Source organism: Sphingomonas sp. P4_G3 (assembly GCF_056401105.1).
Genome location: NZ_JBFUJZ010000009.1, coordinates 203,709 through 224,053, shown reverse-complemented (window position 1 = coordinate 224,053; position 20,345 = coordinate 203,709). Strand labels below are relative to the sequence as shown.

General features: G+C 64.8%; 21 protein-coding genes. 4 read left to right on the top strand and 17 right to left on the bottom strand.

The features are described 5' to 3' along the window. Both AC1DQQ_RS18880 and AC1DQQ_RS18875 read right to left on the bottom strand, forming a co-directional pair. Window positions 1-274: 1-deoxy-D-xylulose-5-phosphate synthase N-terminal domain-containing protein (locus AC1DQQ_RS18880; protein ID WP_478046317.1), on the bottom strand; the 274-nt coding region annotated here is incomplete at its 3' end. 44 nt (window positions 275-318) lie between these two features. Next, complete coding sequence (locus AC1DQQ_RS18875) at window positions 319-789, bottom strand: hypothetical protein (protein ID WP_478031538.1); 471 nt, start codon at window positions 787-789, stop codon at window positions 319-321. A gap of 62 nt (window positions 790-851) precedes the next feature. Here AC1DQQ_RS18875 and AC1DQQ_RS18870 point away from each other — a divergent pair, with 62 nt between their 5' ends. The 4 genes from AC1DQQ_RS18870 to AC1DQQ_RS18855 are packed head-to-tail and all read left to right on the top strand — an operon-like array spanning window position 852 to window position 4,228. Next, on the top strand, window positions 852-1,415 hold the full coding sequence (locus AC1DQQ_RS18870; protein ID WP_478041084.1) for a GbsR/MarR family transcriptional regulator: 564 nt from the start codon (window positions 852-854) through the stop codon (window positions 1,413-1,415). Between the two features lie 16 nt (window positions 1,416-1,431). Beyond that, window positions 1,432-2,118, top strand: coding sequence for a DUF4166 domain-containing protein (locus tag AC1DQQ_RS18865; protein WP_478046315.1), 687 nt, complete (start codon window positions 1,432-1,434; stop codon window positions 2,116-2,118). Next, the gene (locus AC1DQQ_RS18860) at window positions 2,118-2,516 is read left to right on the top strand and encodes a thiol-disulfide oxidoreductase DCC family protein (protein WP_478031533.1); all 399 of its coding nucleotides are present in this window, start codon (window positions 2,118-2,120) and stop codon (window positions 2,514-2,516) included. Before AC1DQQ_RS18865 ends, AC1DQQ_RS18860 begins: the two co-directional genes overlap by 1 nt. Beyond that, a complete protein-coding gene (locus AC1DQQ_RS18855) occupies window positions 2,513-4,228 on the top strand; it encodes a DUF4166 domain-containing protein (protein WP_478046313.1) in 1,716 nt (571 codons plus the stop codon). Before AC1DQQ_RS18860 ends, AC1DQQ_RS18855 begins: the two co-directional genes overlap by 4 nt. 47 nt (window positions 4,229-4,275) lie before the next feature. On the opposite strand, the gene AC1DQQ_RS18850 is transcribed toward AC1DQQ_RS18855, so the two are convergent. The 15 genes from AC1DQQ_RS18850 to AC1DQQ_RS18780 form a co-directional block, all read right to left on the bottom strand. Further along, window positions 4,276-5,142, bottom strand: a complete 867-nt coding sequence (locus AC1DQQ_RS18850) for an alpha/beta fold hydrolase (protein ID WP_478046311.1) — start codon at window positions 5,140-5,142, stop codon at window positions 4,276-4,278. 167 nt (window positions 5,143-5,309) lie between these two features. After that, complete coding sequence (gene rpsI / locus AC1DQQ_RS18845; protein ID WP_478046309.1) at window positions 5,310-5,873, bottom strand: 30S ribosomal protein S9; 564 nt, start codon at window positions 5,871-5,873, stop codon at window positions 5,310-5,312. Continuing rightward, window positions 5,873-6,352, bottom strand: coding sequence for a 50S ribosomal protein L13 (gene rplM / locus AC1DQQ_RS18840; protein ID WP_478046307.1), 480 nt, complete (start codon window positions 6,350-6,352; stop codon window positions 5,873-5,875). Before rplM ends, rpsI begins: the two co-directional genes overlap by 1 nt. A gap of 165 nt (window positions 6,353-6,517) precedes the next feature. Then, window positions 6,518-6,829: a divalent-cation tolerance protein CutA gene (gene cutA, locus AC1DQQ_RS18835; protein ID WP_478046306.1), complete on the bottom strand. Its 312-nt coding sequence runs from the start codon at window positions 6,827-6,829 to the stop codon at window positions 6,518-6,520. Further along, the gene (locus AC1DQQ_RS18830) at window positions 6,826-7,854 is read right to left on the bottom strand and encodes a COX15/CtaA family protein (RefSeq protein ID WP_478046304.1); all 1,029 of its coding nucleotides are present in this window, start codon (window positions 7,852-7,854) and stop codon (window positions 6,826-6,828) included. The genes cutA and AC1DQQ_RS18830 overlap by 4 nt, the downstream gene beginning before the upstream one ends. 172 nt (window positions 7,855-8,026) lie before the next feature. Further along, window positions 8,027-8,437 (bottom strand): DUF3035 domain-containing protein, encoded by a 411-nt coding sequence (locus AC1DQQ_RS18825; RefSeq protein WP_478031524.1) that lies wholly within the window; start codon window positions 8,435-8,437, stop codon window positions 8,027-8,029. Beyond that, on the bottom strand, window positions 8,430-8,951 hold the full coding sequence (lspA, locus tag AC1DQQ_RS18820; RefSeq protein WP_478046303.1) for a signal peptidase II: 522 nt from the start codon (window positions 8,949-8,951) through the stop codon (window positions 8,430-8,432). The genes AC1DQQ_RS18825 and lspA overlap by 8 nt, the downstream gene beginning before the upstream one ends. Continuing rightward, window positions 8,948-11,863, bottom strand: a complete 2,916-nt coding sequence (gene ileS, locus AC1DQQ_RS18815; RefSeq protein ID WP_478046301.1) for an isoleucine--tRNA ligase — start codon at window positions 11,861-11,863, stop codon at window positions 8,948-8,950. The genes lspA and ileS overlap by 4 nt, the downstream gene beginning before the upstream one ends. 129 nt (window positions 11,864-11,992) lie before the next feature. After that, window positions 11,993-12,925 (bottom strand): bifunctional riboflavin kinase/FAD synthetase, encoded by a 933-nt coding sequence (locus tag AC1DQQ_RS18810; RefSeq protein WP_478046299.1) that lies wholly within the window; start codon window positions 12,923-12,925, stop codon window positions 11,993-11,995. 20 nt (window positions 12,926-12,945) lie between these two features. After that, window positions 12,946-14,112, bottom strand: a complete 1,167-nt coding sequence (locus AC1DQQ_RS18805; RefSeq protein WP_478046297.1) for a dipeptidase — start codon at window positions 14,110-14,112, stop codon at window positions 12,946-12,948. A 113-nt stretch (window positions 14,113-14,225) separates the two neighbouring features. Continuing rightward, a complete protein-coding gene (locus tag AC1DQQ_RS18800; RefSeq protein WP_478046295.1) occupies window positions 14,226-14,693 on the bottom strand; it encodes a dihydrofolate reductase in 468 nt (155 codons plus the stop codon). A gap of 106 nt (window positions 14,694-14,799) precedes the next feature. Continuing rightward, window positions 14,800-15,594 (bottom strand): thymidylate synthase, encoded by a 795-nt coding sequence (locus AC1DQQ_RS18795; protein ID WP_478041099.1) that lies wholly within the window; start codon window positions 15,592-15,594, stop codon window positions 14,800-14,802. 83 nt (window positions 15,595-15,677) lie between these two features. Next, a complete protein-coding gene (locus tag AC1DQQ_RS18790) occupies window positions 15,678-16,424 on the bottom strand; it encodes a class I SAM-dependent methyltransferase (protein ID WP_478041214.1) in 747 nt (248 codons plus the stop codon). Next, the gene (gene prfB / locus AC1DQQ_RS18785; protein WP_478046294.1) at window positions 16,424-17,551 is read right to left on the bottom strand and encodes a peptide chain release factor 2; all 1,128 of its coding nucleotides are present in this window, start codon (window positions 17,549-17,551) and stop codon (window positions 16,424-16,426) included. The genes AC1DQQ_RS18790 and prfB overlap by 1 nt, the downstream gene beginning before the upstream one ends. Window positions 17,552-17,659: 108 nt before the next feature. Next, the gene (locus tag AC1DQQ_RS18780) at window positions 17,660-20,173 is read right to left on the bottom strand and encodes a penicillin-binding protein 1A (RefSeq protein WP_478046292.1); all 2,514 of its coding nucleotides are present in this window, start codon (window positions 20,171-20,173) and stop codon (window positions 17,660-17,662) included. Window positions 20,174-20,345: the final 172 nt, after the last annotated feature.

Genomic DNA, 20,345 nt, shown 5'->3' with positions numbered 1-20,345 from the left:
CGCGTCGCCCGGTCAGGATCTTGTGCGGATAGCATTGATGCCCGACGTCCCAGATCAGCCGGTCGTCAGGGGTGTTGAACACATAATGGATCGCGGTCGTCAGCTCGACCACGCCGAGCCCCGAACCGAGATGGCCGCCGGTCGTCCCCACCGCCGAGATCGTCTCCGCGCGCAGTTCGTCCGCCAGCTGGCGCAGCTGCTCGGGCTTCAGGTTGCGAAGATCCGCCGGCGTCGAAACGGTGTCGAGCAGCGGCGTCGAAGGAAGATCAGCCATCGGACCGCCTTACCCCAGCGCCCGGTTCGTGTCGATTGATCGAGTTATCTGAGCCATCTGATCATTGCCGGATATTGCTCGCCGTCATCGGCTGTACGGCGCGCGAGTCCGTAATATTGCAGCATCGGGACGCCCAGGAAGCGGCCCTCGGCGAAATTCTCCAGGATGGCCTGGCCCCCTCCTCGATAGCCAAAGTCATGAAACACCACGCGCGGATCGATCCCCGCCGCCAGTGCTGCTGCATAGGACCAGCCCATCGCGGCCATCTCGTCGCCACCATTGCCGTCAAACTCGCTGACCGTCGGGCGCAGCTCCGGATCGGTCACGGCAATGTGTCCAGCTTCGTGCAGCAAGTCGCCCGGATATTGCAGGCGGTCGGGATCATAAATCAGCCGTCCATCGCGCACCGCGATCGCCGGCAGGAAGCCGTCTTCCGGCAGCGCCGCCGTCTCGACGGCAATGCCGACGCCGCGAATGAAATCGATGATCGTCGCCAGGGTTTCGGCATGCTCCATGGCCCGCGACGATAACCGGACCCAGGATTGACTCCAAGCGCGTTCTGTCAGATATTTCTGTTATGACAGAAATTACCGATGAGTCGAACCAGCTACCTCCTGCAGTGCTCCAGTTCGTGCTGCATTGGGGAGAGATGGGCGGGCAATGGGGCGTCAACCGCTCGGTCGCGCAGATCCATGCCTTGCTCTACCTCAGCGAGCGACCGCTCCATGCCGAGGAGATGAGCGACATGCTCCGCATCGCGCGTTCCAATATTTCCAATTCGCTCAAGGAGCTGATGGGCTGGAAGCTGATCCGCCGCGTGCCGGTGATGGGCGACCGCCGCGACCATTACGAGGCGGAAGTCGATCTGTGGCAGATGCTGACTCGCATCGCCCAGGGCCGCAAGGAGCGCGAGATCGATCCGGCGGTCGCGGCGCTGCGTACCTGCGCCGACACCGCTGCGCGCGATCCCAGAATCGGCCGCGTCGCGCGCCAGCGGATCGACGACATGCGCGACTTCGTGATGACGATCGACGATTGGTACCAGCAGATGATCGAGGTGCCGCCGAGCCGGCTGATGATGCTGATCGGCATGGGCAAGCGTATCCTCGCCTTTCTGCCCAAGGCCAAGAAGGACACCTGAACACAGGGGATCGATCATGGCGACGCTGGCAAACGAGGTGACGGGAGCGGGATATGCGGGATGGCGGCGGAATACCGCCCGGCCGTCAGCCTTTGGCACGAGCCAGTTCGCGCGATTGTTGCCGCCTGGACATTGGAATGCCCTGCCCGCCGCCATCCGCCATCGCTTCGAGCGCAAGGCAACCGCCAGCGCTGCGATCACTTATGCCGGCGAAGTGGTCGAAAGCCGGATGACCGCGGCGGGCTGGCTGTTGGCCCAGGCCGCGCGGCTGATCGGTGCGCCCTTGCCATTGGGGCGCGATACGGGCGTCCCCGCGACGGTCTGCATCACCGAGGATCGCGCCGGACACGGCCAATATTGGAGCCGCCATTACGGTCGCGCCGAGGGCTTCCCGCAAGTCATCCAGAGCGCCAAGCGCTTCGCCGGCCCGACCGGGCTAGAGGAATATCTCGGCCATGGCATCGGCATCGCATTGCGCTTGGCGATCGAGGACGGCGCGCTGTTGTTCGTCGGCGATCATTACTTCCTGCGTCTGTTCGGCGTGCGGCTGCGATGGCCGCGCTGGCTGGCGCCCGGGGAGTTGGTGATCCGGCACCAGGATATCGGCGGCGGGCGGTTCGTTTTCGCGCTCGACCTGATCCATCCGTGGTTCGGCGAACTGGTCCATCAGGTCGCGTTATTCGCCGATCCGATCGAGCGGTGATGGAGAACCGCCCGATCATCGTGTTCGACGCCGAATGCCTGTTGTGCTCCGCCAATGCGCAATTCGTGCTCGACCATGACCGCCAAGGCCGCTTCCTGCTCGCGTCGATGCAAGGAGAAGCGGGCAGCGCGCTCTATCGCCGATTCGGGATCGATCCCGCCGATCCCAACACGCTGATCGTGGTCGACGGCGATCGCGTGCGGCGCGACAGCGATGCGATATTGGCGATCTGGTCCGGGCTTGGCTGGCCATGGCGTGCGGGCGCGATGTTCCGCCTGGTTCCGCGACTGCTGCGCGACCCCGTCTATCGCTGGGTTGCGCGCAATCGCTACCGGCTGTTCGGCAAGCGGGACACATGCTGGTTGCCGGACCCTGCGTTCAGGGATCGGCTGTTGTGAGCCGCATTCTGGTCATCGGCGGCTATGGCGGGTTCGGCGCGCGACTGACGCGACGGCTGATCGCAGCGGGGCATGACGTGCTCGTCGCTGGGCGCAGCGCCGACAAGGCGGCGGCGTTCTGCGCCTCGCTCGACCGCGCCGAGCCGGTCGTCGCCGATCGCAACCACGCCATTGGCCTCGTCATGGCGCGCCACCGCCCCGATCTGGTGATCGACGCCGCCGGACCGTTCCAGGGCAGCGGATATATCGTCCCCGAAGCGTGCGTGGCGATGAGCATCCCCTATCTCGACCTCGCTGACGCGCGCGATTTCGTCTGCGGGATCGGCGCGCTCGACAGGCAAGCCCGCGTCGCGCGCGTCGCGATCATATCGGGGGCTTCGAGCGTGCCTGCGCTTTCCGGCGCCATCGTGCGGCGACTTGTCGCAGATCTCACCCAGGTCGACAGCATCGAAATGGCGCTGAGCGCCTCGAACCGCGCGAGCGCCGGCAAGTCGATCGCCGAAGCGATGCTGAGCTATATAGGTCAACCGGTGCGCTTGTGGCGCGGCAAGCATTGGGAGACGGTGCACGGCTGGCAGGAATTGCGTCGCCAGCCGATGCTGGTGGGGGGCAGCGGGCTTCCTGGCCGCCTTGTCGGGATCGCCGATGTCCCCGATCACGCGATCGTTCCCGATGCGCTGCCCGGCCGCCCCGCGGTGACCTTCCGCGCAGGCACCGAGCTCGATTTCCAAATGACGTCGCTATGGCTGCTCAGTTGGCCGGTGCGCTGGGGTTGGCTCCGCTCGCTGCTACCATGGAAACGCGGATTGATGGCGCTCTATCGCGCCTCCGCCAGGCTGGGAGGTGACCGTTCCGGCATGACGATCACCCTTAAGGGCCGGCGCGGCGGCGCGGGCATCGAGCGGCGTTGGACGATCGTAGCGACCAACGGCGAGGGTCCCGAAATTCCGACGCTTGCGGCGGAGATCCTCGCCGGACGGATCCTCGCCGGCCAGGTCAAACCCGGCGCGCGCCATGCGTGGTACGAGTTGGAGCCGGAGGATTTCGAGCCCTTGTTCGCCAGGCTGGCGATCCAGCACGAGACCGTTGAGCGGGCGCTGCCGCCGCCGCTTTACCAGCGGCTGATGGACGAGCGCTTCGGCGACCTGCCGCGGCTGGTCCAGATGATCCACGGCATCAGCGGCGATGGTGGTGCGGCGGGCGAAGGGGCGGTCGAGCGCGGTCGAAGCCTATTGGCCCGGCTGCTCGGCGGGATGATGGGCATGCCGCCAGCGGGCAGCTATCCGCTCCACGTCGGCTTTGCCGAGCGCGACGGGCGCGAGACCTGGACACGCGATTTTGGCGGAAACCGCTTCAGAAGCGAGCTGAGCGCACGAAAGGGACTGGCGGTCGAGCGCTTCGGCCCGATCCGCTTTGGCTTCGCGCTTCCGTCCGACGGCGACGGACTGAGGATGGAATTGCGTCGTTGGAGCGTCTTCGGCGTGCGGCTGCCCCGCTTGCTCGCACCGCGGATCGACGCACGCGAATGGCAGGAGGGCGATCGTTTCCGCTTCGCCGTCGCGGTGTCGGCACCGCTCGCCGGGCGCATCGTCCGCTATTCGGGCTGGCTACAGCCGTTGGACGAAACCGTGCCGACAGCCGCCGAGGAACGGGCACCCGAGATGCCGCCAAAGATCGTCGGATCAAGCAGGGACGGACTTGCGGCCGAATGATCAGGATGGGCGGCCCGTCGCCGGACCGCCCCCCTTTCATCCGTTACCTAAGCGATCGGCTGCGCGATCAACATCTGCTCGTGATCGACCGAAACCTCACCCTTGATGAACGCCAGCAAATCGGCGTTGAACTTCTCGGGCAAGGTCTCGGCGAGGCCGTGGGGCGCGCCCTCGTAGATTTTGAGCGTCGCGTTGGGCAGGATTTTGGACGACTTCAGCCCCGCCGCCGCGATCGGTACGATCTGGTCGTCGCTACCATGGATCACCAAAGCGGGCACGCCGATCTTCTTCAAATCCTCGGTGTAATCGACTTCCGAAAATTCGTGGACGCAGTCGTAATGGCCCTTCAGGCCGCCGAGCATGCCCTGCAGCCAGAAATTCTCACGCAGCCCTTCCTGCACCGTCGCGCCGTCGCGATTGAAGCCGTAGAACGGCATCGACAGGTCCTTGTAGAATTGCGCTCGGTTGAGCGTACCCGCGCGGATACCGTCAAACGCCTCAATCGGCGTGCCTTCGGGATTGCTGTCGCTCTTCAGCATGATGGGCGGCACCGCGCCGACCAGTACGATCTTGGCGACACGATCGGTGCCGTGGCGCCCGCAATAATGAGTGACCTCGCCACCACCGGTCGAATGGCCGACCAGGATGATGTCCTTGAGGTCGAGTTGCTCGATCAGTTCCGCGAGGTCGTCGGCATATTGGTCCATATTGTTGCCGTCCCAGGTCTGGGACGAACGGCCATGGCTGCGGCGGTCATGCGCGATCGTGCGGAAACCCAGATGCGCAAAATCGACCAATTGCCGGTCCCATGCTTCCGACGACAAAGGCCAGCCATGCGAAAACAGGATCGGCTGACCCGACCCCATATCCTGATAATATATTGTGGTTCCGTCGCGGGTAGTGATCGTCGCCATGACTGCCTCCTGTCGAATCGCCCGCCCCGGCCATTTTTAGAATGCCATCGAACCGTCCAACAGGCGAGCCCGCAACCCGATGCGGACGCAAAAAAGGCGGCCCGTTGCCGGACCGCCCCTTCTGATCTTTGGCCGGATCGCCGAAGCAATCCGAAGCCGCTTGCGTCTTAGCGCTTCGAGAACTGGAAGCTGCGACGCGCCTTGGCGCGGCCGTACTTCTTGCGCTCGACGGTGCGGCTGTCGCGGGTCAGGAAACCCGCGCGCTTGACCGGGGTCCGCAGGATCGGCTCGAACTTGGTCAGTGCCTGGCTGATGCCGTGCTTGACCGCGCCGGCCTGGCCCGAGAGGCCACCGCCCTTGACCGTGCAGATCACGTCATACTGGCCTTCACGGCCGGCGACGCCGAACACCTGGTTGATCACCAGACGCAAGGTCGGACGCGCGAAATAGACTTCCTGATCGCGGCCATTGACCGTGATCTTGCCCGTGCCCGGCTTCAGCCAAACGCGCGCAACGGCGTCCTTGCGGCGGCCGGTCGCGTAAGCACGACCGAACTTGTCGAGTTCCTGCGCGCGCAGCGGCGCGGTCTGGACCGGCTCGTCGATCTTGCCTTCGAGATAATCGTCGGCGCGCTGCTCGGCGGCAGCTTCGGCGGCCTCACCCTGCTGCTGCAGGACAGTGCCGAGATCGGAAAGCGACTGGCGCCCGTCGGTGTTGTTGGTGTCGACCATTATGCGCCCACCTTGTTCTTCCGGTTCATGCCGGCGATGTCGAGGACTTCGGGGTTCTGGGCTTCGTGCGGATGCTCGCTACCCTTGTAGATGCGCAGGTTGCGCATCTGATCGCGACCCAGCGGACCGCGCGGAATCATCCGCTCGACGGCCTTTTCGAGCACGCGCTCGGGGAAGCGACCCTCGAGCACCTTGCCCGCGGTGATCCCCTTGATGCCGCCGGCATAGCCGGTGTGCTTGTAATAGATCTTGTCGGCCAGCTTCTTGCCGGTGAACTTGATCTTGTCAGCGTTGATGACGATGACATTGTCACCGCAATCGACGTGCGGGGTAAAGCTGGTCTTGTGCTTGCCGCGCAGCACATTGGCGATCACGACCGCAGCGCGGCCGACCACCAGATCGGTGGCATCGACGATGTGCCATTTCTTTTCCACCTCGTGCGGCTTGGCCGACTTGGTGGTCTTCATCAGCGCCTTCATGGGCTGTTGACCTTCCGGTTATGGCGTTAAAAAACAAACGCGCGGCCCGTCACCGAGCCGCGTCCGTGGCGGGCAAATGCCGCCAGACCCCGCGAAAGTCAAGCAAAACCGGGCTTTTGCTGACGGGTATTATGATACCCGTCGATTAACCGACCTCCCCAACCCTCAGCCGGTCGTGTTCTTCACCCACGCCGCTACCGCGTCATCGACCGCGACAGGCCAGCGTTCGATCACGGGCAGGTCATAGCTGTGCAGCTGGCCGATTCGTGCCGCCACTTGCGTCGCCAGCTCGATCGTCGTCTTGGCGGTCATCACGGTCTCGGCCGCTTCCTGGGTCACATCCTCCCAGCGATAGATCGAGGTGATCGGCACGAGTGAGGTGCACGCCGCCAGCCGTTCTTCGAGCAGCTTGCGCGCGACCAGTGCGGCTTCGGCGGGATCGCCGAAGCTTGACTGGACGATAGCTATGTCGGTCATGCGCGCCTCCTGCCGATGGCATGCGCTCCCCATACCACGCTGACCAGCAGCAACGCGCCAACCAATTGGTGGAACGCGGCTAACGCGATGTTCACCTGGGTCATCACCGTCGCGATGCCGAGCAGGATCTGGATGCCGAAGGCGCTGTGGATCGCGACCGAGGCCGGGCGATCGATCTTCTTCACCGCGCGCGCCAGCACCACCAAAACCACGACCGCCACCCAGGCCCACCAGCGGTGAATGAAATGGACGATCGCGGGATCCTCGGTCAGCAGTTGCCCGAGCGATTCGCCCGACTGGCTGGCGCCGGGGAAGAAGCGGCCGTTCATCAGCGGCCACGAATCGCTGACCAGCCCGGCGCGCAGCCCGGCCATCAGCGCGCCGTAGAATAATTGCACGAACAGGATGACGCCTGCGGCCAGACCCAGTCCGGTCAGGCGCGCCGGCAATGCCCGGCGGTCGCGCGCCAGCGCCTGGAGATCGAGCGCGGTCCAGACGATGCCGGCAAGCGTGAACAACGCGGTCAAGAGATGCGCGGCGAGCAGCAACGGTGCCACCTCGGTCCGCACCGACAATCCCGAGCGCACCATGATCCAGCCCAGTGCGCCCTGTAACCCGCCGAGCGCGAACAAGGCGACCAGCCGCCACCAATAGCCGCGCGGGATCTGCCGCCGGATCGCGAACCACAAGAGCGGTAGCGCAAACGCCATGCCGATCACGCGGCCGAGCAAGCGGTGGATATATTCCCAGAAGAAAATGCTCTTGAACCCGGCCAGCGTCATGCCGGCATGGATCGCCTCATATTGCGGGATCTTACGGTAATTGGCGAACTCGGCTTGCCATTGCGCATCGGTCAGCGGCGGAATGATGCCGGTCAGCGGCTTCCACTCGGTGATCGACAGGCCCGATTCGGTCAGGCGCGTGATGCCACCAACCACGACGATCGCGACGATCAAAACGGCGACGCACCACAGCCATGCCGCGATGGCGCGCGGACGCTTCCGATTGGGAGAGAAGGAATTCATCGCGCGCCATTATCCGGTCAGGTGCGCGTTGTCGAAGTGGGATAACCAAATTCCCCTCCCGCCTGCGGGAGGGGCTAGGGGAGGGCGTGTCCGATGGCGGGAGGCCGCAAGCCCTCCCCCAGCCCCTCCCACAAGTGGGAGGGGAGAAAGACGAACCACCCCTGTCGAAAATTCAGTTCGCGGTCGTCCGCGCGCTCTGGCCGTCGCCTTCGGGGGCGGCGACGATGTCGCGGGTGGTGCCGCCCTTGTCGACGATCTTGGTGTCGGGGTCGCCGGCGTCCGAGCGAATGCCCGGGCTGGCCGAATCGCCGCCGGCAGAATCGAGCGTGCCGTTCTCGGCCTGGCTCCGCGGGGCCGGGCCGCCGAACAGGGCATCGAGCGCCTGCGCCGACGGGTTATTGTCCTGCGGGCGAGTCACGCCCGGCTGTGGCGGCTGAAGCGAGAAATCGGGCGGCACGACCAGCGGCTGCGCGCGCGCGACGGCATATTCGTCGGGACGCGCGCGGTCGAACCCGCGATGGCCGCATCCGGCGAGCAACAAAGCAACGCCCGCCACGGCAACAATCGGCACAACCTTACGCATTCGATTTCTCCACGTCCGCTCCATCCGCTCGCGGCTTGTCGCGCACCAAAAGTGCCCGCGCGAGCAGGATGAGCACCCCCACCGTAATCGCAGCGTCGGCAAGATTGAAGTTCAAAAACGGCGACCATGCGCCGAAGTGCAGATCGGCGTAATCCTGGACATAGCCCAGCCGCACGCGATCGAGGATATTGCCGAGCGCGCCGCCGGCGATCATGCCCAGCGCGAACTGGTCCTGGCGATTGCGCTCGCGCCACATCCACACCAGCACCGCGACCGCGATCGCGCCGGTCATCCCGACCAACAGCCAGGTCGACGCCGCGCTGTCGGCGCGCAGGAAGCCGAGCGACACACCGTGATTGTGAACATTGCGCAGGGTGAAGATCGGCAGCACGATCCGCTCATCGCCTTCATAGGTCAGACCGATCGGGCCGATCACCAGCCACTTCACGAGCTGGTCGAGGACGAAGAGCGATAGCGCGCTGATCAACCCGATCTTGGGCAGTTTCCAGGTCACGAGACGACTCCAGTGCAGCGGTCACACAAAGCGCCGTCCGCCGTCACTTCGGGCAGGAGGCGCCAGCAGCGGCCGCATTTGTGATAATCACTGCGGGTAACCGCCAGCGGCCCCTTGCTCACCTTGGCGACGATGAACGCCTCGGCGAGATCCTCGGCCGACAGCGACATTTCGGGCACGGTGACCTCGGCCTCGAGGCTCGAACGGATCACCTTGTCGCGGCGGAACGGCTCGATCGCCTCGGTCACTTGCGCGCGCAACTCGCGCAGCCCGGTCCATTCGGTCGCGATTACCTTGTCGGCGGGGATCTTGGGCAGTTCGGGCCATTCCAGCAAATGGACCGAGTCCGCATCGGGGAACCGCGCCTGCCATGCCTCCTCGGTGGTGAAAACCAGGATCGGCGCGGCGTAACGAACCAGCGCGTGGAACAGGATATCGAGCACGGTGCGATAGGCGCGGCGCTTGAGATCCGTCGGCGCGTCACAATAGAGCGAGTCCTTGCGGATATCGAAGAAGAATGCCGACAAATCGTCCTGCGCGAAGTCGGTCAGCAGGCGCAGATAACGGTTGAACTCGAATGCATCGGTCGCCGCCTTGAGCTCGCAATCGAGCTTGCCGAGCAGGTCGAGCACATAGAGTTCGAGCTGCGGCATGTCCTTGGGCGCGACGCGCTCGGCCTCGCTGAAGCCGTCGAGCGCGCCGAGCAGGTAGCGGAAGGTGTTCCTGAGCTTGCGATAGGCGTCGCTGGTCGTCGCCAGCACTTCCTTGCCGATCCGCACGTCCTCGAAATAATCGACCGACGCGACCCACATGCGCAGGATGTCGGCGCCCGATTCCGAGATGATCTTGAGCGGATCGACGACATTGCCGAGGCTCTTGGACATCTTGCGGCCATTGCCGTCGAGCGCGAAGCCGTGGGTCAACACCGCGTCATAGGGCGCGCGGCCGCGCGTGCCGCAGCTTTCGAGCAGCGACGATTGGAACCAGCCGCGATGCTGGTCCGATCCTTCGAGATAGAGGTCGGCGCGCACGCCCTCCCCATACCGCGCCTCGATCGTGAAGACATGGGTCGATCCCGAATCGAACCACACGTCGAGAATGTCGTTCTGTGGCTCGAAATCGTCGAGCTTGTAGCCGGGGCCGAGCAGCGCCTGGTGGTCCGCGGTGAACCAGGCGTCGGCGCCGCCGGCCTCGAAGGCCTTGACGATACGGTCGTTGACCGCGGGGTCGCGCAGATACTCGCCGGTCGCGCGGTTGAGGTAGAGCGCGATCGGCACGCCCCAGGCGCGCTGGCGGCTGATCACCCAGTCGGGGCGCCCCTCGACCATCGAGCGGATGCGGTTCTGGCTGCGTTCGGGCACCCAGCGCGTGCGCTCGATCGCGTCGAGCGCGACTTCGCGCAAAGTCGGTCCATTGCCCGCGGCATGACCGATCGACGGCGCGAAGCCGGCGAGGTCGCCCGGCTCCGGCAGGTCGATCGCGACCGCGGCGGCATTCGCGCTCTTCTGCGACTGGTCCATCGGGATGAACCATTGCGGGGTCGCGCGGAAGATCACCTTGGCCTTGGACCGCCAGCTATGCGGATAGCTATGCGCGAAATCGTCCGAGGCGGCGAGCAGGGCACCCGCCTCGCGCAGGTCGCTGCAGATCGGCCCGTCCGAGGCGACGAACTTCTTGTTGATGACATTGCCCTGCCCGCCCAGCCACAGCCAGTCCGGACGGTAAAAACCGGCTGCGTCGACGGCGAACACCGGGTCGATGCCGTGCGCCTTGCATAGCAGGAAGTCGTCCTCGCCATGATCGGGCGACATATGGACGAGGCCGGTGCCGGCATCGGTGGTGACGAAATCGCCGGGCAGGAACGGACGCGGCTTGGCGAAGAACCCGCCGAGCTTGTGCATCGGGTGACGTGCGACGGCGCCGGCGAGTTGGGAGCCCTTGATCGTCCCTTCTGGGCGAAGCACGACTTCTGCCAGACCTGCGCCCAATCGGGCGCTGAGCTTCGCCCTGAGCTCAGCAGCGACCAGGAAACGCTTGCCGCCCAATGCACGCAGTTGCGAGCGCACCGGCTCAATTGCCTCGCCAGCCGCCCAATTGAATCCCGTCAACGACACGATTTCGTAATCGACGTCCGGCCCATAAGCCAACGCCTGGTTGACCGGGATCGTCCAGGGCGTGGTCGTCCAGATCACCGCATGCGCGCCGACCAGTTCGGGCGCATTCGGCGCCTCGACGATCTCGAACGCGACGTCGATCTGCGTCGAGACCACATCCTCATATTCGACCTCGGCCTCGGCCAGCGCGGTCTTTTCGACCGGCGACCACATCACCGGCTTGGCGCCGCGATAGAGCTGGCCGCTTTCGGCGAACTTGAGCAATTCGCCGACGATCGCCGCCTCGGCGTCGAACTTCATCGTCAGATAGGGATCGTCCCAGTCGCCCATCACGCCCAGGCGCTTGAACTGCTCGCGCTGCACCTCGACCCATTTGGCGGCATAAGCGCGGCATTCGGCGCGGAACTGGTCGACCGGGACCTGATCCTTGTCGAGCTTCTTGTCCTTATATTGCTTCTCGACCTGCCATTCGATCGGCAGGCCGTGGCAGTCCCAGCCGGGGACGTAAGGCGCGTCCTTGCCGAGCAAGGACTGGCTGCGGACGATGATGTCCTTCAGCACCTTGTTCATCGCATGGCCCATATGGATGTCGCCATTGGCGTAAGGCGGGCCGTCGTGAAGGATGAAGCGTTTGCGCCCGGCGCGTTGTGCGCGGAGCTTGCCGTACAAATCCTCGCTCTCCCAGCGCGCGAGAATCGCCGGCTCCTTCTGCGCTAGGCCGGCCTTCATCGGGAAGTCGGTCTTGGGCAGGAAGACGGTGTCGCGATAATCCGCGGTGCTGGGCGTTTCGTCAGTCATAAGTCGGCGGGCATTAGCGTGGGAAATATCTCACGTCACTACAAACTCCCCTCCCTGCAAGGGAGGGGCCGGGAGTGGGTGGCGAGCGCAGCGAGCTCCCTTCGGTCGCACCCACCCCTAACCCCTCCCTTACGGGGAGGGGGACAACATTTGCCGCGCCGTCGCCACATCCTCAGCCATCTGCGCCATCAGCGCATCCATGCTATCGAACTTCGCCTCGGGCCGGATGAAATCGACCAGTTCGACCTCAATCGTCTGGCCATACAGATCGCCGGAGAAATCGAAGAAATACGGCTCAAGCAATTCCTTGGGCGGATCGAAGCTCGGCCGCACGCCCAGATTGGCCGCGCCCTCCACCACGCGCCCACCAGGCAGATGCCCGCGCACCGCATAGATGCCAAACTTCGGCCGCAGATAATTGGCCATGTCGATATTCGCGGTCGGGAACCCCAGGGTCCGCCCGACCTTGTCGCCGTGCTGCACCACGCCCTCGATCGTGTAAGGTCGGGTAAGCAACCGCGCCGCTTCGCGCGGATCACCGGCGCGCAACGCTTCGCGGATACGCGTCGAGGACACCGTCTCGCCGTCGAGCTGGACGGGGGCGATCGTATCGACAGTGAAGCCGTGGCGCTCGCCCAATTGCCGCATCAGCGGGATGTCGCCGCTGCGCCCCTTGCCGTAGGTGAAGTCTTCGCCGGTCGACACGCCGGCGACGCCGAGATGCTCGACCAGACATTGACCGACGAATTCCTCCGCCGAGAGCCCGGCAAGCGCCGCGTCGAATTCGAACACGTACATCGCGTCCACGCCCGCCGCCGCGAACAGCCGCGCGCGCTGATCCATGCTGGTCAGCCGGAACCAAGGGCTGTCGGGACGGAAATAGCGCATCGGATGCGGGTCGAAGGTGGCGACGATCGCGGGACGGCCCACTGCCCGCGCGCGCTCAACCGCGCGGCCAACCACTGCCTGGTGACCCAAGTGAAATCCATCGAAATTGCCGAGCGCGACATAGCCCCCGCGAAACCGCTCGGGCACCGTCGAGCCGCCGGAAAGCCGCTCCATGGCGTGGGCCTATAGGGGCGTCATTTGCCGGGCACCATCCCCGCCGTCAGCACGCGGATGACGTTGCCGCCCATCACCTTGCGGATGTCGTCGTCGGAGAAACCGCGGTCGATCAACGCTTGGGTGATCGCGGCGACCTGGCTGGCGTCGAACCCGGTGGTCACCGCGCCGTCGAAATCCGATCCCAGTCCGACATGGTCGATCCCGACCAGATCGCGGACATAGGCGATCGCCTTGGCCGCATCCTCGGGCTTGTTCGAGCAGATCGCGGCGTCCCAATAGCCGATCCCGATCACGCCGCCGGTCCTCGCGATGCCGCGGATCTCGTCGTCGGTCAGGTTGCGGTTGACCTTGCACGTCGCCTGGACGCCGCCATGGCTCGACACGATCGGACGCCGCGCCAGCGCGATCACTTCGGCGACGGTCTGGTGGCTCGAATGCGCGATGTCGACCACCATGCCGAGCTTTTCCATCCGCGCGACGGCCGCCCGGCCGAGCGAGGTCAGGCCGCCTTTCTTCACACCGTGCATCGACCCGGCGAGGTCGTTGTCGAAGAAGTGCGCGAGGCCGGCCATGCGGAAACCGGCGGCGTAGAGTTTGTCGAGATTGCCGATCTTGCCTTCGAGATCTTGAAGTCCCTCGATCGACAGCATCGCGCCGACTACGCCCCTGCCCGCGCGGCGATCGGCGATCAGCTTCTGGAGGTCGGCGAGCGAGGTGATCAGCCGCAATTGCCCGTTCGAGCGGTCGGCGAAGCGCTTGAGTTTCTCGGCATGATAGAGCGAGCGTTGGAGCAGCGAATTCCATGTCCGCATCGGCTGCAGGTCGGCGATCACCAGCTGGGCGATATTGTCGGTGTCGCCCGAATTGGCGTCGTAATTCTGGTGCTTGGGCGTCTTGGTCACCGACGAGAAGACTTGCAGCGCGTAATGCCCCGCCTGCAGCCGCGGCAGGTCGACCTGGCCGCGATCGGAGCGCGTCAGCAGGTCGCGTTTCCACAATAGCGAATCGGCGTGCATGTCGGCGACGTCGAGCGTCTTCTGCAACGCCAGCGCGCGCGGCGTGATCCTGAGCGCGACCGGCTGCACCTTGTTCATCGATTTCTCGACCATGCCGGGAGCGAGGATGAAGAACAGGATGGCGGCGATAACGAGCAGCGCCACAAGCCCCAGCAGCCATTTGCGCATCCTGGCTTTACCCCCTCCGTCATGCCGGGCTCGTCCCGGCATCCAAGGTGCCGCGAGCCAACCCGCCCATGATGTGCGGCACGTTGGACCCCGGGACAAGCCCGGGGTGACGGTTAGGATCTGGTGAGCGTCACGAAACTATACGCCGGCCGCTCGCCCTCGGCCGGGTGATCTTCGCGCGCAGTTTCGCGCCAGCCAGTGAAAGCCGGCACCGTCGCATCGCCCTCAGGCGTGGCATGGACCTCCGTCAGTTCCACTTGATCGGCACGGTCGAGCAACAACGCAAAAACCTCCGACCCACCGATCACCGCAACATCCTCACCCGCCAGCGCCATCGCTTCCTCGACCGAATGCGCGACTTCCGCTCCTGCCGCCGTCCAGGCACGATCGCGCGTCAGCACGATGTGGCGACGGCCGGGCAGCGGCGACGGAAAACTCTCGAACGTCTTGCGGCCCATGATCATCGGGCGCCCGATCGTCTGTGCCTTGAAGCGCTTGAGGTCGGCCGGCAGATGCCAGGGCAGCCGCCCGTCACGGCCGATCACGCCGTTATCGGCGCGCGCGAGGTGGAAGGAGATCACGTATTCCCCTCCCGCTTGCGGGAGGGGCTAGGGGAGGGTCTGTTTATCGTCAGCACGGGAGCGGACATGCCCTCCCCCAGCCCCTCCCGCAAGCGGGAGGGGAGTATCAAACCGCCACTGGCGCCTTGATATGCGCCTGCGCTTCGTAGCCGACGAGTTGGAAATCCTCATATTCATAAGCGTCGATCGAGGGCGGCTTGCGCAGGATCTCGAGCTTGGGCAGCGGCCCCGGCTCGCGCCCCAATTGCTCGCGCGCTTGGTCGAGATGGTTCGAATAAAGGTGGCAATCGCCGCCGGTCCAGACGAACTCGCCGACGTCGAGCCCCGCTTGCTGCGCGAGCATATGGGTGAGAAGCGCATAGCTCGCGATGTTGAACGGCACGCCGAGGAAGATGTCGGCCGAGCGCTGATAGAGCTGCAGGCTCAATTTGCCGTTGGCGACATAGCATTGGAACAGGCAATGGCAGGGCGCCAGCGCCATGGCGTGGAGCTCGCCGGGGTTCCACGCGCTCACCACCATGCGGCGGCTGGCGGGATTGATCTTCAGCGTCTCGATCAGTTCGGCGATCTGGTCGACATGCCCGCCCTCGGCGGTCGCCCAGTCGCGCCATTGCTTGCCATAGACGGGACCGAGATCGCCATTCTCATCGGCCCATTCGTCCCAGATGCTCACCTTGCGGTCGCGCAGCCATTGGACGTTTGTGTCGCCGCGCAGGAACCACAGCAATTCGACGATGATCGACCGCAGGTGCAGCTTCTTGGTGGTCAGCACCGGAAAGCCCTGCGCCAGGTCGAAGCGCATCTGGTGCCCGAACACCGATCGCGTACCGGTCCCGGTGCGATCCATCTGCTCGGCGCCATGATCGAGCGCGCGCTGCATCAGGTCGAGATATTGCCGCATGATGATGGCTTACTCCGCACCGCGCGCGCCGCCAAGCCGAGCATGTATCGAATTGTGGAAAACGCCCCGCTATTCGGATGCGGTCAGGACGCGGGCGGCGTCGGGGCCGGCGTCGGCACCAGCCGGCAGGCGCGGATGTCCTTGGGTTCAGGGCGAGGCCCTACCGCCTGGAACCGTGCGAGATAGCCGCCCGCCGAGGGCATCTCGTCGAACGAAACGAGCTTGTAGCCGACAGCGGCGAATTCGCATTCGAGCAATTTGGGCGGCGTGCCGTGATTTTCGGTGCGGCGATTGGCGTCGACGACGATCACTTCGCCGTTCGGCTTGAGCGACGGGCGCATCCGCCAGAGGAATTCGTAAGGCTGCTCGATCTCATGGTACATGTGCACCATCAGGATGCGGTCGAAGCTGTTGTCGGGCAATTTGGGATTGGCCGGTTCGCCCAGCCGCACGCTGACAGTGTCGAGCCGGTCGCGTGCGACGCGCTCGGCCAGCGCATCGCGCACCTCCGGCACGATGTCCTCCGCCAGCACGCGGCCGTCCTTGCCGACGCGGCTGGCCAGGCGGATCGTGTAATAACCCTCGCCCGCGCCGATATCGGCGACGGTCATGCCCTTGGCGATGCCCGCCTTGTTCATCACCTCGCCCGCTTCGTTGAGGCGATCGCGCGCTTCTTCGGTCGACCAGCGCGGTGAGATGATGCGCGCGACCGGGCGGTCGGCGGCGGGGAACGGACCGACATTGTCCTGTTGGTTACGGATGACCGGCGGGCCGCCGTCACAGGCGGCGAGCATCAGCAAGCCGACGATCAGCGCGCCCGACCACCGCATCACTCGACGTCCTCTACCTCGACCGTCTCTCCGGTCACGCGCTGCGAAAGCGCGGCCGCCATGAAGGCGTCGAGATCGCCGTCAAGCACATCGGAGGGGCTGGTCGAGGTCACGCCGGTGCGCAGGTCCTTCACCAGCTGATAGGGTTGCAGCACGTAGCTGCGGATCTGGTGGCCCCAGCCGATATCGGTCTTGGTCGCGTTGACCGCGTTGGCTTCTTCCTCGCGCTTCCTGAGTTCATGCTCGTAGAGGCGCGCGCGCAGCTGGTTATAGGCCTCGGCCTTGTTCTTGTGCTGGCTGCGCTGGTTCTGACAGGCGACGACGATTCCGGTCGGCAAGTGGGTGATGCGCACCGCCGAATCGGTCGTGTTGATGTGCTGGCCGCCCGCGCCAGACGAGCGATAGGTATCGATGCGCAGTTCGCTTTCGTTGATCTCGATATCGATCGAATCGTCGATCACCGGATAGACCCACACGCTGGAAAAGCTGGTGTGGCGCCGCGCCGCGCTGTCATAGGGGCTGATCCGGACCAGGCGGTGGACGCCGCTTTCGGTCTTGGCATAGCCATAGGCATTCTCGCCCTTGAGCAGCAACGTCGCCGACTTGATGCCCGCTTGTTCGCCGGCATGATAGTCGACCAGTTCGACCTTCATGCCGTGACGTTCGGCCCAGCGCGAATACATGCGCTGGAGCATCTCGGCCCAATCCTGGCTCTCGGTGCCGCCGGCGCCGGCATTGATTTCGATATAGGTGTCGTTGGCGTCGGCCTCGCCCGCGAGCAGCGCCTTGACCTTGTCTGCTTCGGCGCGTGTCGCGAGTTCGGCCAGCGCTTCGACCGCCTGACTTTCCATATCGGAATCGCCTTCGGCCTCGGCCATCTCGACGAGTTCGACATTGTCGCTCAATTCGCTTTCGATCGCGCGCGTCGCGGCGATCGCCTCGTCGAGACGACGGCGCTCGCGCATCACGTCCTGCGCCGCCTTGGGATTTTCCCACAGGCTCTGATCCTCGACGCGCGCGTTGAGTTCGTCGAGCCGCCGCAGCGCGCGGTCCCAATCGAGGAACCGGCGCAACAGGCTGAGCGCATCATTGATCGTATCGACATGCGATTGCGCTTCGGCGCGCATCGGTAACTCCAAATTCTAGTTCGTCGCCCCGGCGAAGGCCGGGGCCGTTACGTAAGAAGATCGGTCCTTTGCCGCCAGCGGCCCCGGCCTTCGCCGGGGTGACGCCCCCTAGTAGATACCGCCCTGCCGTTGCAAGAAATCGCGATCGCCGCTCGATTCCTTGGGTTTGGATTCCTGCGGCACTGCCTTGGTGGCGGTCGGCGTCGGCAAGTCGCGGCGGATCGGCGAGCGACGCGTTTCGCTCTCGGGCTTGAACGCTTCCCAGATCACTTGCGCCTTGGGATCGCCACCAGGCGACGGCCACGCCCCGAAGACTGGCTTGCCGGAAAGGCGGTCGACGCGGACCATGCGGATCCCCGGCGGTGCGCGGAACGGCATCTTGGGCAGGCCTTCATAGGCCTTGACCGCCCACTCCTTGAAGATCGGCGCCGACACGGTTCCGCCCTGGGCATAGCCGCCCAGGCCGCTCGGTTTGTCATAGCCGAGATAGACGCCCGCGATCATCTGCGGCGTGCCGCCGATGAACCACACGTCGGTCGGGCCCGAATTGGTACCGGTCTTGCCGAACATCGGGCGATCGAGGTCGCGCAGGATCGTCGCGGTGCCGCGCTGGACCACGCCTTCGGCGATATGCACCATCTGGAACGCGCTCAGCGGATCGACCACTTGCTTCAGCTTGACCACCGGACGCGGCATCGGCTTGCCGTTCCAGTCGGGCGCATTGCAGCGATCGCAGGCACGCCAATTTTCCGGCCAGATCACGTTGCCACGACGATCCTGGACGTAATCGACCAAGGTCGGCGCGTGGCCGCGGCCATTGTTCTCCAGGATCGAATAGGCATTGACCATGCGCTGCACGGTGGTTTCGCCCGCGCCGAGCGAGAACGCCAGATAAGGCGGATATTTGCCGACGCCGATTTCGTCCATCAACTTGACGACGTTGGGCATGCCGGTCTGCGCCGCGACGCGCACCGTCATCAGGTTGCGCGATTGCTCGAGGCCCCAACGCATCGTGTGCGATCCCGAACCCCCGGCGCCGCCGAAATTACGGAAGCATTTCGAATATTGCGTGCCCTGGTTCACGCAATAAGGGCCGTCCTGAATGATCGAGGACGGGGTCAGGCCATGTTCGAGGCCCGCGGTGTAGACGATCGGCTTGATCGTCGAGCCCGGCTGGCGCAGCGCTTGCGTCGCGCGGTTGAACGACTGGACGCGGTTGTCGAAGCCGCCCTGCATGGCAAGCACCCGGCCGGTCGCCGGTTCTTCAACGACGAAGCCGCCCGACACCTTGGGCAGGGTCTTGAGCACATAAGAACTGCCCGACGGCGCCACCGCGATGATGTCGCCGGCTTTGATCGCGCTCGACGCCGGTCCGCCGCCACCGCGGATCGGCATCGACGCGGCCCCGCGCGGCAGCGTGCCGGTCGCACCGTTCGAGAAGCCGAGCGTGAAATCGCCGCTCTCGTCGATCACGACCGCCGCGCGCCAATCCTCGTAATCGAGCGCGATATTGCTCGCGAGCAGCGCGTTGAGCCAGTTCTGCGACACGTCGACATGGCCGAGCGGCCCGGTCCAGCCGCGATTGCCGTCATAGCGCAGCAAGCCGTCGCGCAACGCTTTCTGCGCCAGCGCCTGCTGCTTGGGATCGAACGACGTCCGCACCCACAGACCACCGCCATAGACGCTGAACGGATTGCGGCCGGCTTCGGAGGCCTCGCCAAACTTGTCCATCAACTGGCGGCGGACTTCCTCGATGAAATAGCCCGACGCCGATTCGAACTGGACGGTGCGCTTGTTGACCGTGCCGAGCGGCTGCGCGACCGCCCAATCATGCTGCTGCTGGTTGATGTACCCATTGGCCTGCATCTCCCCCAACACCCAATTGCGCCGCGCGGTCGCACGCTCGGTCTGGCGATCGGGATCGTAGCCCGACGGCGCCTTGGGCAGGATCGCCAGATAGGCGAATTGCGGGATGGTGAGCTGGTCGAGGTCCTTGTCGAAATAAGCGCGCGACGCCGCTTGCACGCCATAAGCGTTGCGGCCGAGGAAGATCGTGTTGAGATAGATTTCCAGGATCTGCTGCTTGGTCAGCGTATCCTCGATGCGGTAAGCGAGGATCGCTTCCTTGAGCTTGCGCGTATAGCTGTGCTCGTTGCCGACCAGCAGGTTCTTGGCGACCTGCTGCGTGATCGTCGAGGCGCCGCGCGAACGCTTGCTACGCATATTGTCGATCATCGCCGAGACGATGCCGGGATAATCGACGCCGTGATGCGAGAAGAAGGTCTTGTCTTCGGCCGACAGATAGGCTGCGACCAACAGCTTGGGATATTCGTCGAACTTCAGCTGGACGCGATGTTCGCGCGCGAAGCTGAAGACTGGCATGCCATTGGTATCGCGGACGTTCGACGGCAGATCGGGTTCATAGGCCTTGAGCCGATCGACCGACGGCAGATCGCGCGCGACGAACAGCCAGATCAGGAACCAGGCGATGCCCCAAAGCGCCGCCAGGACGACCAATGCCTTGACCCACCAGCGCTGCCACGCGCCGCGCATGAAGCCGGCGACGCCGCCAGCCTCTCGCTTGATCCGAAAATTGACCGAGTCCGAACTGTCCGCCGCCATAATCGTCCGGGCCTTAGCAGGTCCGGCGGCTCTTGCCAGCGCCCTAGTTTGATTTTCGCGGCACCAGCCCGCTCCCCCACCCGGCCACCCATAGAATACCTTGTTGGGCGGCCGGGTGGGGGAGCGGGCTGGTGCCGCAACCGTTTCAGCTCTGCTGAAACCAAAAGCACCG